This is a genomic window from Allobosea sp. GW821-FHT12C12 (assembly GCF_058807355.1).
This window is the reverse complement of the sequence record NZ_JBXAQP010000002.1, coordinates 263,219-278,145: the sequence shown is the minus strand read 5'-3', so window position 1 is coordinate 278,145 and position 14,927 is coordinate 263,219. Positions and strand designations below refer to the sequence as shown.

Below are 14,927 nucleotides of genomic sequence, written 5' to 3'. Positions count from 1 at the left end.
AAGGAGGAACTGGCTATTACACAGCACGTCAAGTTGCGCGTCTTGCCCGCGAGCGCGGCGACGTTCCCACCGCGAGGCTATGGAGCCGGGTCGCCCGACAGGTCGCCGACCGAACCGGTTTGGTTCCCGGGCATTCCAAGATCGGGCGGCCCGAAAGCGAATGGTAGATCAGGACTTCAGTGAGGTCGCCCACTCTGCGTAGGACGTGTTCTTGGCCAGATGTCGGTTGAGATCAGGCGCGCCGTCGTCCCACCAGACCGGACCGCGCTCGCCCAAGGCGACCTTGGCCGCGTCGACAGCTTGTCGCGCGGCGCGAATGTCGCCCTTGCCCCGCTTGGCCTCTTTCACGGACCTACGAGCATCCATCAGTTCGGCGACGAGCCGATGACGACGCTCCTCAGGAATGGCTGGGTTTGTGGACCGCCACAGCCGCCCTGCGACCAGGAAGTAACGGCCATCGGGCGTGGTCGGATAGGAGCGGCCGTTCAATCTGGATACTCGCGCGCCAGCCGCTCATAGGCGTCCTCGTCCGCGACGTCGCGGGACATGGCTTGCTCAAGCTCTCGGTCATCGACAAGGACGCCGCCGAAGTGGCCGATGAAGGCCCGCGCCAGACGCTGCTCTTCGAACGCGATGCGGATCGTCTCCGAACCCGGGAAGCGGTCCAGAACCCGAAAGCTTATCTCCCAGTCTGCGCACCAGCTTTCGATCCGCCGGAGCCGCCCGGTCGCGTCCTTGGCCGCAAGCTTCATCTCAATCTGATGATCGAACCCCATCACGCTCTTCCGATCACGGGCACTTCCTCCAGCCGCGTCGTGTACCGCGGCGACCGCATCTCGAATTTCGTGACCCAAGCCTTCTTCTGGCGAGCGATGCCCGCCGCTGCGGGGAAGACAACGCCACGTCCCAGCTTCCGGTTGCAGGCGTCCAAGGCTTCCATCAGCCGGCCGGACTTCTCCCGATCGAGGGCACCAATCAATGCCCGCTGCGAGGCCTCCAGCGGCACGAGGTCGACCGTCATCAGCCCGGCCTTGGCGTAGCGGTAGCCGGACTTCCAGATCCGTCTTGCGCCCCACTTGGCCGCGCGGACAAGAGAGAGCGTGTCGTTGCTCGCCTCGGGGAAATCGACGGTGGTCGAGACGGAGCGCGAGGGCCCACGATCGTGCGGTGACGTGTGGAAGAAGACCGTGACGTGATCGGTCGCCAGCCCATGATGACGCAGCTTCTCGCCGAGCCTCGTCGCATGGGCGGCAATGGCTTCCTGCATCATGTCCAGGCTCTCGACGCGGCCCGCAAAGCTTCGCGTGACGGCGCAGCCCTTCCGGGTTGGCGCCACGCTCTCCAGGTCGATGCAAGGCGCGCCCCGAAGTTCATGGATGATGCGCTTGCCGACGACTGTCAGGCTTTTCCGGGCGAGCTTGGGATCGAGCGCGGCGACGTCGGCGGCGGTTCGACACCCGAAGGCGGCAAGCTTGGCCTGGCTCGCGCGGCCGATGCCCCAGACATCTTCGAGATTGACCAATGGCATCCATTCCGATCGGGCCTCATCATTGGTGAGGTCGCAGACGCCACGCAGCTGTGGCGTGCTCTTGGCAATCTTGTTGGCCAGCTTGGCCAGGGTCTTCGTGGGACCGATGCCGACGCAGGTGGGAACGCCTGTCCAGGTCGAGACGGTCGAGCGCAGGTCCCGTGCCATTTCCTCGCGTTGGCCGCGTGCCACCGGGCTCATGTCGAGGAAGCTTTCGTCGATCGAGTAGACCTCGATGTCTGAAGCGAACCGCTCATAGACCGTGTTCATCCGGCGGCTCATGTCGCCATAGAGCGTGTAGTTCGACGAGAATACCACTACGCCCTCGCGCTGGCAGAGATCGCGGATCGTAAACATCGGCGCCCCCATCCTGATCCCGAGCGCCTTCGCCTCGGCCGTGCGCGCAACAGCGCAGCCGTCGTTGTTCGACAGCACAATGACCGGGCGCCGGCGCAGCTTCGGATCGAAGACCCGCTCACAGGAGCAGTAGAAGCTGTTCCCGTCGATCAGGGCGAAGGACCGGGTCATCGACGCAAGCGCCGCACCGCGTTGGTCACGACGCCAAAGATGTCGATCTCGGCATCCGGGCCGGGATCGTACTCGGGGTAGCGTCGGTTGCCGAACGCCAGGCTCGATCGTCCTCCGACGATCCTGAAGACCTTGATGCTGCGCTCCCCATTGACGTCGACCACGACAGCGTCGCCGTCCTTCGGCACCAGGCTGCGGTCGACCGTGATCAGACTGCCGTCGAAGATGCCGACGTCGATCGCGCTATCGCCGGCCACCGTCATGATGAAGGTCGCCGGGGCATTCTGGATGAGCGTTCGGGACAGATCGATCGGTTGGTCCAGGTAGTCGTCTGCCGGGCTCGGGAAGCCCGCCCGCACCGCCTTCAGATAGACCGGCAGGAAAATCGGTGGGCCGAGGAAGGCGGGCGACATGTGCATCGGCACGAGCTCCTATAGAGAACATAATAGGAACATCAGTCTCTCTGCCCGGAGTCAAGGTGGGGATTTCGCCACACGCGGCCTTTGGCGGAGTGCCGAGCCGCAAGCGGACGAGAATAGCCGCTTCGTGCGCTGAACCCCCTCGATGGTGATCACCAATGTCAGGAGGTGGTAGCTCTGGTCAGCTAACCACCAACCAGAGGTACGCCATCTCGGTTCATTCGCGATCCCGGTCCGGCCTCTTCCTGATACGCGGCCAGAAGCGCTTCCTCTTCGGCTTGGAATGGCCGGGCGATAACGGTGGAACAGCCGTTGGGAACTGCGGTTGCATCTGGGGTGGTTTCCCGTCCGCAGAAGCCATGGTCTCGGGGAGGCGATCCGGCGACTGCCAAGGCTCTGTCAGCTCTGTCTGCTGTCGCGCATGCGTTTCGGGGACGTTTCCGGCCGCCGCGCTAGGCTGCTTACGATCGGCGAGCGGGCGAGAACCCGTCTCCTGCCGCGAAGGCGGAAGTGTCGGGAGAATTTCGTGGGCGATCATGCTGGTTTCGACGCGTGCGATCATTTCCGCGAACGTGCTAGCGCGCGGGGGCGGTCGCCTGGCCCGCGGCTGTGGCGTCACATCGGGCGCTGGTGCTGTCTCGTCTGAGGCGGTTTGGCGGGGAGCGGTCGGAGTGTGCGCGTCGTCAGGCGCCAATTGCGGCGAGCGTGAGGGGCGACCATCAGCGCTGCTGCGGGCCTCATCTTGCGCCGGCGTTGTGAGAGAGGTGTACGGGCTGGGCGTGGTGCTAGACTCCACTTTGACCACGCTGTCGGCCTGATGTCGATCGAGAGGCGGCGGAGCGAGCTCGGTAGCCGCAACAGTTTCAGGAGACTGTTCCGGCACAGGTGACGAGGGGGAGTGCCGCGCGGCCTCGGCATCCCTCGCAGCCCATTGTTCAAACCGGCGCAAGCGCCTTGCGGCGCGTTCCTGATTTTCGACTCCGGCCGCGTGCTCAGCAGCCTGCTGGGCGTCGGCCGCCGCCATCGTCCGCCAGCGTTGAAGCCGGCGCTGCCGCCGCATCTCCCGGTCGTCGATCTCGGGCGTGGTCGCCCACGGCGGCGAGCGCCTGGGTGCTTCGCCCTCGATCGTGTCCTGATGCTCGCGGACGCGGCGATCCCTGGCGTGAGCCGCAGCGGCGAGGGGATTAAGGCCGCGCAATCCGAAGCTGCGCCGCACCCACGCTCGCGCCCACCGCAGGGGCTTCTGCAGGAGCAGGATCGCCATCTGCACGATCGGGTGATCCTGCATGGCACGGCATCGGGCGAGCGCCTGTCGCTGATCGGCCGACCAGTCGGGGAGGTTTCCAGTAAGCGTGATGGTGATGCCGGCGCCATCATGATGCAGGCGGGAAGGCGCAACGGCGCTCAGCTGGAATGCCTTCAGGACTGGCTCTGAGGTGAGCGGGATCGCATCAAGGCGAGCCATTTCCGCCTTGGAGAGAACTGTCGCATCACCTGACGCAACGATTTCCGGGGCTCTAGGCATCACGGGACCGATGCCGCCACGGCGGCCGCGACGCGTGATTTGCCGCTGGAATTCCTCGACGGGATCGTTCGAGGCGAGCCAGGCCGCTTTGTCGAAGATATGGAACGACGGGTTCGGATCGGTCTGAGGGCGGCGCATGCGGGCCTTGGCGAGCGCGATGGCGGCATCGCGCTCCTCCTTGGTCAGCATCACAGTCGCCCGATCCGGCGCTCCATCGTCGACAAGTTCGTTGCGCTTCGAGACACGTAAGACCTCGCGGCGGCGGCGCGACAGGCTCTTCTCCGCGCTGAGGTGGATGGACAGGCGATCACGATGTCGGGTCATCCCGACATAGGACGCCTCGGCGCTTAAGCCCTCGACGTCGACGAGCACGGATCGCTCGACTGTCGCACCCTGCGATCCGTGAACTGTCATCGCATAAGCATGCTGCAACTCGGGCACGCCGGCTTTGCTGAAGCGCGAGACGAGCTCGCTGTACCGCACCATGAAGGAGAGGGGCTGCCCATCGTCGTCTCCGCGATCAAGCACGAATGTCAGGCGCGGGTCGATGGAGTCGGAGTCGATCGCCATGATGCGCGCGACGTCGGAGTTGAAGATGGTGCGCGCGCGCAGCTCGAGGCGGGCGCCGAAGACGATGCGGTCGCCTACGGCGAGTGGGATTGTGACCGGCTCGCTGCCCTCGCGCTTGCCGCGCGGCAATGCCTTCACGTGCACGAGATCGGGGCCGAGCTGGCCAGTGGCCTGGAGCCGTTCGCGAACGCGTTCGTTGAGTGCGGCGACATCGCGGTTGCGAGACGTGATCAGTAAATGCAGACCGAGCGCGTCAGCCGCAGTGTCGTCGGCAGCCTGTCGCACATAGTCGTCCGCAGCGGCATCGAGCGTGCCTTCCCGGTCGACATGAACGGCAACGCAGCCGGCCTTGTCGTAGGCATCGACGGCTTGATCGGGACGATGCGCCGCAAGTTCGACCGAGGCTTCGCGCATCCAGTCGTGGCGCTGCCGGCGGATAGAGATCATCTCGGCGAAGCCGAGTTCTGAGGCGAGTGCCCGCATCGGTGCGCCGGATGCGACCGGCTGCAACTGCCGGACGTCACCAACCAGCACGATCTTAGCTTTCGCCTCACTGGCCATCCTGACGAGATCGGCGATGACGGCGAGGGGCGCCATGCCGGCTTCGTCAACGATGATGACGGTATGCTCGTTCAGGAGGAGACGGCCCTTGCCTATCTCAGCCATCAGCTTGGCGAGCGAGAAGGTATTGTCGGTGGAGAGGCTGGCCTCTCGCCGCAGGACCTGAGCAGCGGTCCAGGCGGCCGATGTGCCGATGACTCGCAGTCCATGATGCTCAGCGACACGTGCGATCGAGAAGGACATGAAGCTCTTGCCGGATCCGGCCGAGCCGTTGACGACGCAGACTCGATCCCGGTTGAGCGCATGCCTGACCGCAACATGCTGTTCGTTCGATAGCGTCGGAAAGGCCTTCAGCGCCGCTTCGACCTGTGGAGCTGTCAGCTTCGTCCAACGTGAGCGACCCTCGACGGCTCGCTTCAGCAGGTCGTGCTCGGCCCTGACGATGGCGGCAGAGGTGTAGACCGGCTCGCCATGGTCATGGTCAGGTAAAGCGATCAGCCGCGTGCGAAGCGCCTCGGCCATGGCGATCGCCTCGTCGGCATTGGCCGCGATCTGAACCTGGCGTGCGACATGGGCAAGCAGGTTTGGCCAGCTGAGCCTGGCATCGCGGGCGAAAGCCGTCTCGAGCAGGCGATCGGGATCGTGGCTCGCCAGCGGATCGGGTCTGGTCGGCGAGGACGTATGGCGCAAGACGGCCGCCTCGATTGGCGACATGAAGCTGTCAGGATCATGCCCGATCTGGCGAGCTTCCTGCTTCCATCCGGCACGCAGGCCATCGGCTGTGATCCCTTTCGCCTTCGATCGGCGGGTGTCGTAGCTGACTTTCTGGGCCGCCTTGCGGTCCTTACCCGGCTCGAAGCCGCGCGCTTCTGCCTCTTCCTGGATCGCGCGCCGGCGCTTCGAGAACAGTGTCACGACAGCTTCCGGAATCGCTGGCAGGCTGAAGCCATGCTCTTCCTTCTTGACCTCGAGACCGAGTTCGCGGTGGAGGATGGCGGCGAGCTCGGCCCGGTAGAGTTCGGTCATGGCGCTGCCAAAGGCGACGATCCGGCTGGTATCGACCGTTCCGATCGACCCGTCAGTGCGGCGGCAGAGGTTCATCGCCAAGCAATGGGTATGCAGATGCGGATCGTTCGCGCGGCTCAAGGTGTGGAAGTAGCCGGCGATCAGGGCATCTGCGACCGGTTCGCGCCTCAATCCGTCCTGCCCGGAGCGAGACTCGATCAGCCCATTCTCGCGGATGAAGGCCAGGGCTCTTACGACGGCGCGGTGATGGGCGGCGGCGAGGAGCGCGCGCAAGGGCGAGGAGGCGAGGGCCCAGAGAACGCTCACGTACTTTGGTGCGTTGATCTGGATGTCATGACCGACGACCTGTTGGGCATGTTTTTGAACGGCCTTCAGCCATCGCTTCTGATGTCGTAGCCGCAGCTTTCGGCCGGTTCTGGGGTGACGACGGTCAGCGATCCGGCGGATGATGGTCGTCTCCGCCACCGTTCCCGTGTCCAGTCCGGCGAAGAGGCTGCGCGGATCGCGGTCGCCACGGCACAGCCTTTGGAAGGTCCCAACCCCCTCTTCAACGCCATGATCATAGTAGCCGAGCCCGTCACGCCGGGTCTCGCGAGCTCTCCGCCCGCGGATCAGTGTGCGCTTCGCCCTGTCGACGAGGCGGCCCACATCCCCTGCGAGGGTGTCGTAGTATTCGATCGCGTGCACCGGCGAGACGTGTAGGACCATTCAGAACACCTCATCGTCGCCATGCCGCGCCATGGTTTGGCGGCGAGGGCCGGCTCCGTCGCGGTATCGGATGGTCGCGAGGAAGGCCGCGATCGGTTCGATTTGCGCAGCGAGCATCGCAACGTCAGTTTGCATCCGTTCGAATGACGAGCCGATCGCTGGCGGCAGGCCGTCGCTGCTGAGGTAGAGCGCGAGGGCTTTCTCGACGACCATTCGAAGGCCGATGCCTTCGCGCTTCGCCTGAGCCTGCGTCCGTTCCAGCAGCAAAGGATCAACGTCCGTGCTGAGCGACGATCTTGAGCGGGGTTTTGTCATAGGCAGGAAAACCTCAATGGCTTCAGCTGCTTGATCCCTGTTCCGCACCGAAAGGGTGCTCAGCGTATCGTGGCCCAGCTGGATAGTTGCTCAACCTGATAGCGGAGCCGTGTTTGACTCGCAAGCTCGATTGCGGCCAAGTTGACGAGCGAGCAGGTGGTCTGATTCGCCGTGTGTGGTGTTGAGCAGGAGGTTGCGATGAGTGGGAAGCAGGTGCGCAAGCCTGAGGAGCTGTCAGTCAACGGGCCGGCGTTTCGGTCGGTTCTCGAGCAGGCGCGGAAGCGTCAAGCGGTCAGGATCGGGCTGCGCGCGATGATCGATGAGGCGGGTATGGAGTTGCGGGATATCGTTCTGCGGCCGGGCGCGATCGAGGCGATGAAGAATGATTTGAGGGATAACCTGCGCGCGAAGGGCGAGCCCGGCGCCGACGAGCAGGCGAACGAGTTCGAGGCCATGCTCGTCGAGATCCGCCGCAGGGTAGAGCAGGGTATTCTTCGCTTCAGCCGGAAGACATCCGGGAAGGGGGCAGCCGCTAAGGATGCCGCATCGTCGAGTGGCGAAGCGACCGGTCAGAACGGGCTCGGCTCTTACGCAGTCCCTGAGGGGGAGCGCGGCGAAGAGGAAACTCCTCCTGCGAATGAGTCCGGGGATAGGCCTCAGGATCAGGCGTTCAGGACGAACGCCGAAGTTGATCCGACCGATAACGACGATGATGAAGGCGGGCTCGATGAGTCGAGCCAGTCGCCGGAACCTGAGACCGCTGAGATGGCGGAGGAGGATTCCGACAGTCGTAAGGACGACCAGGAGGAAGGCGACGGCCGAGCTTCTCAGCCTGATGCGCGAGCCACGGACTGGCGGAACCTGCCCGGTGGCGATGGTTCACGCGATGACAGCTGAACACCGGTCGCCATGTCGAGGCGCGCACGCCTATGAAGCCGGATCAGCCGAGCTCGATCAGCCGCGCCTTGACGTCGGCCGCCGGTGGACCGATCTGGTCGAGCACGCGGTTCGCGACCTCGAGGTCCTCGGACAGCCCGCAGAGCAGGAGTGCGTCGAAGCCGAGCCGGGCGTAGCCGGCGAGCGTCAGGATGGTCTGTGCGATCAGGGTCGCAGTCCGGGGCCGCTCGGCCTGGTGCGAAAGGATGGACACCAGCAGCATGGTGCATTCGCGCCGCGAGAAAACCAGATGCAGGATCGGCAGATGGTCGAGGCGGGCGAGAGCGCCCGGCGGCCGGTCGAAGCGCGATCCGGGAGGTCCCCAGCCGCGTCCCGCCCAGGCCAGTTGCGCTCCTGGGAAGAGCGAGGTGACGAGTTCGGCGGCCTTGGTCGAGGCATAGCTCTGCCAGGCCCGGTCGGTGGCGGCCATGACCCGTTCGCCTGTTCGCCGGTCCGTCTCTTCCGCGGCCGTCAGGCTGGCGAGGTTCAGCTCTCCAGCGACCAGCTTCCTTGCGGCGCGCATGGCGCGGTCCGGACCGTAGTTCGCCCAGCGGGCCAGCACGCTGACGCAAGTGAGGGGCTGGGTGCGCAGCCTGTTTGGAAGATCGCCCTGGTTCCAGTTCTCGGCCTCGGTGAGAAACCGATGGGCGCGAGCCAGCCGGCGCGGAACATGAATACTGACGCCCATCTCGCTGGCGATGCGCCGGTAAATGCTCTCGCGATCGCCATGCTGGGTGGCGTCGATCTCAGCGATCACCCGCGTGGCGAGCACATACCAATCGTCAGCCGTCGCCACCAGCGGCCGCTTCGCTGCTGCCCGTGCCACTTCAAGCATCCCTCTAAGCGAGCCCGCCGCCTGCGGACCAACAATAGGAGCGCGTAACATGAGCGACCATTCCTCCACCAGCGACGACGCCGATCGCTGGGGTCTCGGTCTCGCGAAGCCCAACAGTGACCGGCGCAAGGAACTCGAGGATCCCGAGACCGGCGATCCGCATCAGTACAGGCTGAGCGACGCCGCGATAGGACGCCGGAACTCCGAGGTTGCAGTCGAGCTGCTGCGGATTTTTTCGCACCAGGGCCGCGTGTTTCTAACGCCTGACGCTGCAGGGATCTATGCGGTAGCGATCAACGCGGTGACCTCGAGCAAGGATGCGATCGCGTTGTTCGATGGGATTCGGGAAGGCAGCATTACTATAGGCTCGGTCATGAAATTAGTGAGAGAGCTCGATGATGCTGCGAAGCGCCAGCGAATCGATGCCAAAACGCGGGCGGAAGCCGAAGCCCAAGCTGACGCCGACGCTTATCAAGGTCGAAAAGCGCCCGCATCGGGTTTTGCTGACCGGATCAAGCAGTAGCGTGGAGGAGTGCCAATGAGTGCCGCAAATCCGCTCGCGACGACCGTGAAAGTCACCGTTCCTGTGATTGGTTCGATCGTGGGTGGGCATTTCGACCACGCCCGAGCGCCGATTGTCGCGATGTCGCCGTCCCGCCGGTCTGGAGCCGAGACCAGAATCCGCGCCTGACGTCGCATCCTTCGGACCTGCGATCCCGCAGGCCAGATCGTGAGAATTGTTGTCTCGATCCCGCATGCGTCGTCAAAGTTCGACTGCCCACGACGGCGGATGCGACCCGGCCGGACCGAGGCGAACGCAGTCCAATCCTGCGGATTAATTGGAGCCACTAAGCTCAATGTGGCCCTCGGGTCGCAATAATAAACAGCCGCGGGAAACGCAGCAACACGCGCCCGTCGGGTTCCGCCGGGTAGGCGTCCGCGATCCTCGCGCGGTAGCGTTCAAGAAAGAGGGCACGCTCCGCCTCGGGCAGCGGATCGATGTAGGGCTTAAGCCCTGTACTCATGAACCAGTCGACGATGGCTTGGTGGCTCGCCAACGCATGAACGTACGTGGTCTGCCAGAGATCGGTGGTGCAGTCCGCCTCCGCGAGCCAGCGGCGGTAATCGGAGAATGAGCCGATCGGCGCCTTGGCCTTGGCCGCCTCCGCCAGCCGCTCCGCCCACGGTTCGTCGGCCGCGACCTCGGCCATCGAGACATGCGATGGCTCCGAAAGGTTGTTCGGCATCTGAACGGCAAGGACGCCACCGGGCGCGAGGCAGCCCGCCAGCCGCGCGAACAGCACGGCATGATCCGGGATCCATTGCAGAACGGCGTTGGCGAAGATCAGGTCGTAGGGCTCGGCGGCCGACCAGCTCTCGAGATCCGCGAGCTCGAATTCGAGCTTCGGGAGGCGCTTGCGGGCTTTCTCGATCATGTCCGGCGACGAATCCAGACCAACCGTGACGGCTCCCGGGAAGCGCGCGGCGACGAGCTCGGTGCTGTTGCCAGGGCCGCAACCGAGATCGATGCAGCGCAACGGCGCATCGAGCCGCACCCTGTGGATCAGGTCGATGGAAGGCCTGGTGCGCTCGTCCTCGAACCGGAGATAGAGGTCGGCATTCCAGTCGGCGCGCGCGGTCATCGTGTCGGTCCGTCGTTCTGTGGCAGGTGTCGGATTGTGGGGATCAGCCGGTTCCGGTGGCCGCCAGATCCAGCTCGGTCAGCGTCGTCATGTCGTCGCCGAACCAGGCCCGGATCGAGGCCTTGCGCTTGCCGAGGTATTGCGGCTTGCCGTCGACGAGAACCATCGGCAGATCGTGGCCTGGAACGACGACGGTGCCGGGACGGGCTCGCCAGCGCTGCCGGATCATCTCGATCGAAGCGCGACTGATCGCGGCGTCGTAGGTCATGTCGGTGTCGCCGGAGACCAGCTCCGCCCGGTTCTTGGCGGCATCCCCGGTGAAGATGATGTCGCGCTTCGGTGTCCGCCAATGGAAAATCAGGCAACCCGGCGTATGGCCGGGAGCCAGATGCGCGGTCATGCCCGGGAACACCTCGGCGCCGTCGGCGACCTTCTCGCAGGTCGGCCAATCGTTGAGCGCGCGCACGTAGAGTTCCGGGACCGGGGTCTCGCCCCAGGGTTCGTCGAGCGCCCAGTCAAGCTCGACGGCGCCGACCATGATCCGCGCGTCCCGGAACAGCGTCCAGTTGACCGAGTGGTCGTAATGCGAGTGCGTCAGCAGCAGGTCGGTGACCTGGGCGGGCTTCAAGCCACGCTGGCCGAGCTGCTCTATGATGAGCTTGCGCATGCCGAAATTGCCGGCGTCGACCAGGGCGATGCGATCCCCCGAGCGCAGGATGGCCACCGTGCTCCAGCCCAGACCGCCATGACAGGCGGACTTGCCCGGGAAGCCGCAGATGACGAGGTCGAGGTTGGATTCCGCCAGCTCGGGCGGGGTATCGAATGGCCTGGTCATCGCTCGAATCCATAAAGCCGCGCCGGATTGGCAACGAGGATGCGGTGAAGCGTAGCCTGATCGCCGATTGCGTGCGACAGGGCCGCCAGCGAGGCCGCGTCGTCGATCTCGGAGAACGGCTCGATCTCGTCGATCGAGCGCTTGTCGCGCCCGTCGCCGGTATGCGGCCAGTCCGATCCCCAGACGAGGCGATCGGGACGCGTCTCGACCAAGGCGCGCACGAAGGGCGCGATTCTGTCCTGCGGCCGTGACGCGCACAGGCGCCCGATCGACGAGAGCTTGACCCACACGTTGCCCGTGCCGAGCAGCCGCAGCAGCGCCGGGAAGCCGGATTGATCGATGGGGCCGTCGATATCCGGGCGCCCAAAATGGTCGATTACGAGGGGCGCGGGGAGGGTGGCGATGCGGGACTCCAGCGCCTCGATCACCGACAGGCGCGTCAGGATCTGAGTGTGCCATCCCAGGCGAGCGCAGCGCTCGGAGTCGGCTACCAGCGCTGCCCATACTGATTCCGGCTCGATTACGCCCCCGGTATCGACGTTGAGCCGCAGGCCGGAGACACCCGCCGCCTTCATCGCGATCAGCTCAGGCTCCGGAGCATCCCCGGACGCGACCGCTACGGCCCGGGCCCGCTCGCCCAGGCGGGTGAGGGCGGCCAGCATGCACGCGTTGTCGAAACCGTAGGGGCTGGGCTGGATCAGCACGACGCGGTCGATTCCGAGACGACGATGCAGGGCGAGCAGCATCTCCTCGTCCGCCTCGCCTGGGGTGTAGACCCGATCCGAGGCGAAGGGGTAGCGCTCCGGCGGCCCGAAGACGTGGACGTGGCAGTCGCAGACCCCCTCCGGCAGCGCCGTCGCCATGATCATGCCGCTCCCTTCGCCAACTCCGGTGCCTCCAACAGGCCCGACAGCACGTGCGGGATCAACCCGCCGGATTTGAGTAGGGTGACCTCGAGCGAGGTTTCGATCCCCGCCCGCAGGACCAGATGCTGCCTACGGCCGTCGGCCTTCACGATGGCGAACGGCACGTCGCAGCGCGGCGCCAGTCCCTCCGGGGACAGGTCGATCTCGAAAGCATCCGTTGACGCCAGATCGAGCGACCCGGGACTGGTTCCCTCCGGCAGCAGGAGCGGCAGCACGCCCATACCGATCAGGTTCGTGCGGTGGATGCGCTCGATACTCGAGGCGATGACCGCGCGCACGCCGAGCAGGGCGACGGCCTTCGCGGCCCAGTCGCGCGACGAACCCATGCCGTAACGCTCCCCGGCGAAGAGCAGCAGCGCCGTCCCCTCGCGGTGATAGCGCTCGGCGGCTTCGGTCAGCGTTACCACGTCGCCCGAAGGTTCGTGTCGTGTCATCCCGGCAGGTGCCTCCAGGACGAGCCGGTTGATCGCGAGGCGGTTGGTGAAGGCACCGCGTACCATCACCTCGAAATTGCCGCGCCGCGAGGCATAGACATTGAGATCGGCGGGATCGCCACCGCGCTCGACGATGTGGCGACCGGCAGCGCTGTCCGGGCGGATCTGGTTGGCCGGCGAGATGTGGTCGGTCGTAACGTCGTCGCCGAGCACGAGCAGCGCGCGGGCGGATCCTTGGGACGGCGGCAATTCGGCCGGCCGTACAAAAGGCGGTCGACGCAGATAGGTCGAGGCCTGATCCCAAGGGAAGCGCGGCCCCTTTGGGGCGTCGAGGTCGACCCAGAGTGGGCGTGTCGCGGCCTCGCGATAGGCAACATCGAAATCCCCGACGTCCCAGCCGCCTGCGACCGCCTCGTCGATCTCCAAACCGGTCGGCCAGATGTCGCGCAGCATGACCGGCTGTCCATCCGCCGCGACGCCGATCGGTTCGCGGGTGATGTCGATGTCGGCCGTCCCGGCCAAGGCGAAGGCGATCACGAGCGGGGGCGAGGCCAGGAAGCCGTATTCGAGGTCGGGATGGACACGCCCCGGGAAGTTCCGGTTGCCGGAGAGCACAGCGACCGGTCGAAAGCCGGGACGCCCGAGTTCGTTGCGGACCATCTCGGGCAGGGCGCCGGAATTGCCGATGCAGGTGGTGCAGCCGTAGCCGACGATGCCGAAGCCGAGCGCCTCGAGGTCCGCCATCAACCCGGCCCGACGCAGGAAGCGCTCGGCCGTCGGCGACCCAGGCGCCAGCGAGGTTTTGACGTAAGCCTTGGGTCGGAGCCCCAGCGCCCGCGCCTTGCGAGCGAGCACGCCTGCCGCCGCGAGCATGCTGGCATCGGAGGTGTTGGTGCAACTCGTGATGGCGGCGATGACGACCGCGCCGTCCGGGACAGAAGCGTCGCCCGTAACCAACGGCGGCGTGAAGCAGGCGCGAGTGTCGCCCGCCGGGTGGCGGTCCTGGGGACGACGAGGCCCGGCGACGCTCGCCCCGATGACGTCGAGGTCGATCGTGATGCTCCGGGTGAAGCGGATCGCGGCATCGGGATCGAACCAAAGCCCCGCGGCCTTGGCGTAGGCATCGACCAGTGCGCAATCGGCTTCGGAGCGGCCGATCTTGGCGAGGTAGGCCAGCGAGGCCGCGTCGATCGGAAAATAGCCTGTCGAGGCGCCGTATTCCGGCGCCATGTTGGCGATCGCTGCCCGCTCGCCGACGGAGAGCGTGGCGACGCCGGGGCCGTGGAACTCGACGAAATCGCCGGTCACGCCGATCTCGCGTAGCGCGCGCGTGACCTCCAGCGCGAGGTCGGTGGCCATCGCGCCACTGCGCAGCCGTCCGGTCAGCCGCACGCCGATCACGTCGGGGATGCGCAGTACCACGGGGACGCCGAACAGGGCGCCCTCGGCCTCGAGCCCGCCGACGCCCCAGCCGAGCACGCCGAGGCCATTGACGGTCGGAGTATGGCTGTCGGTCCCGATCAGCGCGTCGGGAAAGGCGTAATGCCTGCCGTCACGGGTTCCCCGGACGACCACGCGCGACAGGCGCTCGAGGTTGATCGTGTGCATGATGCCGGACCCGGGCGGGTGGACCCGGATCCCCGGCATCGCCGCGGATGCCCATTTCATCAGCCGGTAGCGCTCTGCGTTGCGCCCGAACTCCTTCTCCAAATTGCGCTGGAAGGCGTCGGCGCGGCCGAAGAAATCGACGCCCGAGGAATGATCGGTCGAGACGTCGACCGGGATCCGGGGCATCAGCAGATCGGGGTCACGGCCGTGCTCGCTCAGGACGTCGCGCATGGCGGCGATGTCGACCAGGGCAGGGCCGCAGGTCGTGTCGTGCATCATGATGCGGTTCGGCAGGAACGGGATCTCGGCGAGGCTCGTGCCGTCGGCCAGCCATTCCCGGAAGACTTCCGGCAGGTGTCGCGTTTCCGCCGCCGGTGCCGTCCGCATGGCGTTCTCGAACAGGATGCGCAGCACGTGCGGCAGCCTGCGGTAGTCCGGGCCGAGCAGCGATGCGCAATCGAGGTGGAGGATGCTCTGACCTCCAACCTCGAAAGGCGCCCAGTGTTGAGTTCCGTCTTCGTATTCCACGT

General features: G+C 65.8%; 13 protein-coding genes. 2 read left to right on the top strand and 11 right to left on the bottom strand.

The genetic code is table 11. The features are described 5' to 3' along the window. Positions 1-168 precede the first annotated feature (168 nt). The 6 genes from AC1RRW_RS04290 to AC1RRW_RS04265 form a co-directional block, all read right to left on the bottom strand. Positions 169-489: a hypothetical protein gene (locus AC1RRW_RS04290; RefSeq protein WP_492899291.1), complete on the bottom strand. Its 321-nt coding sequence runs from the start codon at positions 487-489 to the stop codon at positions 169-171. Beyond that, positions 486-776, bottom strand: coding sequence for a hypothetical protein (locus AC1RRW_RS04285; protein ID WP_492899290.1), 291 nt, complete (start codon positions 774-776; stop codon positions 486-488). The genes AC1RRW_RS04290 and AC1RRW_RS04285 overlap by 4 nt, the downstream gene beginning before the upstream one ends. Further along, the gene (locus tag AC1RRW_RS04280) at positions 776-2,056 is read right to left on the bottom strand and encodes a Y-family DNA polymerase (RefSeq protein WP_492899289.1); all 1,281 of its coding nucleotides are present in this window, start codon (positions 2,054-2,056) and stop codon (positions 776-778) included. The genes AC1RRW_RS04285 and AC1RRW_RS04280 overlap by 1 nt, the downstream gene beginning before the upstream one ends. Then, complete coding sequence (locus AC1RRW_RS04275) at positions 2,053-2,475, bottom strand: LexA family protein (RefSeq protein ID WP_492899288.1); 423 nt, start codon at positions 2,473-2,475, stop codon at positions 2,053-2,055. The genes AC1RRW_RS04280 and AC1RRW_RS04275 overlap by 4 nt, the downstream gene beginning before the upstream one ends. Positions 2,476-2,692: 217 nt before the next feature. Next, positions 2,693-6,865, bottom strand: a complete 4,173-nt coding sequence (mobF, locus tag AC1RRW_RS04270; protein WP_492899287.1) for a MobF family relaxase — start codon at positions 6,863-6,865, stop codon at positions 2,693-2,695. After that, positions 6,866-7,132, bottom strand: a complete 267-nt coding sequence (locus AC1RRW_RS04265) for a hypothetical protein (protein WP_492899286.1) — start codon at positions 7,130-7,132, stop codon at positions 6,866-6,868. 246 nt (positions 7,133-7,378) lie between these two features. Between AC1RRW_RS04265 and AC1RRW_RS04260 the strand changes: the two genes are divergently transcribed. Beyond that, the gene (locus AC1RRW_RS04260; protein ID WP_492899285.1) at positions 7,379-8,077 is read left to right on the top strand and encodes a hypothetical protein; all 699 of its coding nucleotides are present in this window, start codon (positions 7,379-7,381) and stop codon (positions 8,075-8,077) included. 43 nt (positions 8,078-8,120) lie between these two features. On the opposite strand, the gene AC1RRW_RS04255 is transcribed toward AC1RRW_RS04260, so the two are convergent. Then, positions 8,121-8,942, bottom strand: coding sequence for a hypothetical protein (locus tag AC1RRW_RS04255; protein ID WP_492899284.1), 822 nt, complete (start codon positions 8,940-8,942; stop codon positions 8,121-8,123). 58 nt (positions 8,943-9,000) lie between these two features. Here AC1RRW_RS04255 and AC1RRW_RS04250 point away from each other — a divergent pair, with 58 nt between their 5' ends. After that, positions 9,001-9,474: a hypothetical protein gene (locus tag AC1RRW_RS04250; RefSeq protein ID WP_492899283.1), complete on the top strand. Its 474-nt coding sequence runs from the start codon at positions 9,001-9,003 to the stop codon at positions 9,472-9,474. 331 nt (positions 9,475-9,805) lie between these two features. On the opposite strand, the gene tam is transcribed toward AC1RRW_RS04250, so the two are convergent. Genes tam through acnA form a run of 4 tightly spaced genes read right to left on the bottom strand, consistent with a single transcriptional unit; the run spans position 9,806 to position 14,925 of the window. Beyond that, positions 9,806-10,594: a trans-aconitate 2-methyltransferase gene (tam, locus tag AC1RRW_RS04245; RefSeq protein WP_492899282.1), complete on the bottom strand. Its 789-nt coding sequence runs from the start codon at positions 10,592-10,594 to the stop codon at positions 9,806-9,808. A gap of 43 nt (positions 10,595-10,637) precedes the next feature. After that, a complete protein-coding gene (locus tag AC1RRW_RS04240; RefSeq protein WP_492899281.1) occupies positions 10,638-11,429 on the bottom strand; it encodes an MBL fold metallo-hydrolase in 792 nt (263 codons plus the stop codon). Beyond that, positions 11,426-12,292, bottom strand: a complete 867-nt coding sequence (locus tag AC1RRW_RS04235) for an amidohydrolase family protein (RefSeq protein WP_492899280.1) — start codon at positions 12,290-12,292, stop codon at positions 11,426-11,428. Before AC1RRW_RS04235 ends, AC1RRW_RS04240 begins: the two co-directional genes overlap by 4 nt. Before the next feature lie 2 nt (positions 12,293-12,294). After that, positions 12,295-14,925 (bottom strand): aconitate hydratase AcnA, encoded by a 2,631-nt coding sequence (gene acnA, locus AC1RRW_RS04230; protein ID WP_492899279.1) that lies wholly within the window; start codon positions 14,923-14,925, stop codon positions 12,295-12,297. Between the last annotated feature and the right edge of the window lie 2 nt (positions 14,926-14,927).

Bases quoted from the DNA above. Each gene is read 5' to 3' on its own strand.
- AC1RRW_RS04285 (WP_492899290.1), bottom strand. From the start codon at position 776: ATGGGGTTCGATCATCAGATTGAGATGAAGCTTGCGGCCAAGGACGCG.
- AC1RRW_RS04280 (WP_492899289.1), bottom strand. From the start codon at position 2,056: ATGACCCGGTCCTTCGCCCTGATCGACGGGAACAGCTTCTACTGCTCC.
- AC1RRW_RS04275 (WP_492899288.1), bottom strand. From the start codon at position 2,475: ATGCACATGTCGCCCGCCTTCCTCGGCCCACCGATTTTCCTGCCGGTC.
- mobF (WP_492899287.1), bottom strand. From the start codon at position 6,865: ATGGTCCTACACGTCTCGCCGGTGCACGCGATCGAATACTACGACACC.
- AC1RRW_RS04260 (WP_492899285.1), top strand. From the start codon at position 7,379: ATGAGTGGGAAGCAGGTGCGCAAGCCTGAGGAGCTGTCAGTCAACGGG.
- AC1RRW_RS04250 (WP_492899283.1), top strand. From the start codon at position 9,001: ATGAGCGACCATTCCTCCACCAGCGACGACGCCGATCGCTGGGGTCTC.
- tam (WP_492899282.1), bottom strand. From the start codon at position 10,594: ATGACCGCGCGCGCCGACTGGAATGCCGACCTCTATCTCCGGTTCGAG.
- AC1RRW_RS04240 (WP_492899281.1), bottom strand. From the start codon at position 11,429: ATGACCAGGCCATTCGATACCCCGCCCGAGCTGGCGGAATCCAACCTC.
- AC1RRW_RS04235 (WP_492899280.1), bottom strand. From the start codon at position 12,292: ATGGCGACGGCGCTGCCGGAGGGGGTCTGCGACTGCCACGTCCACGTC.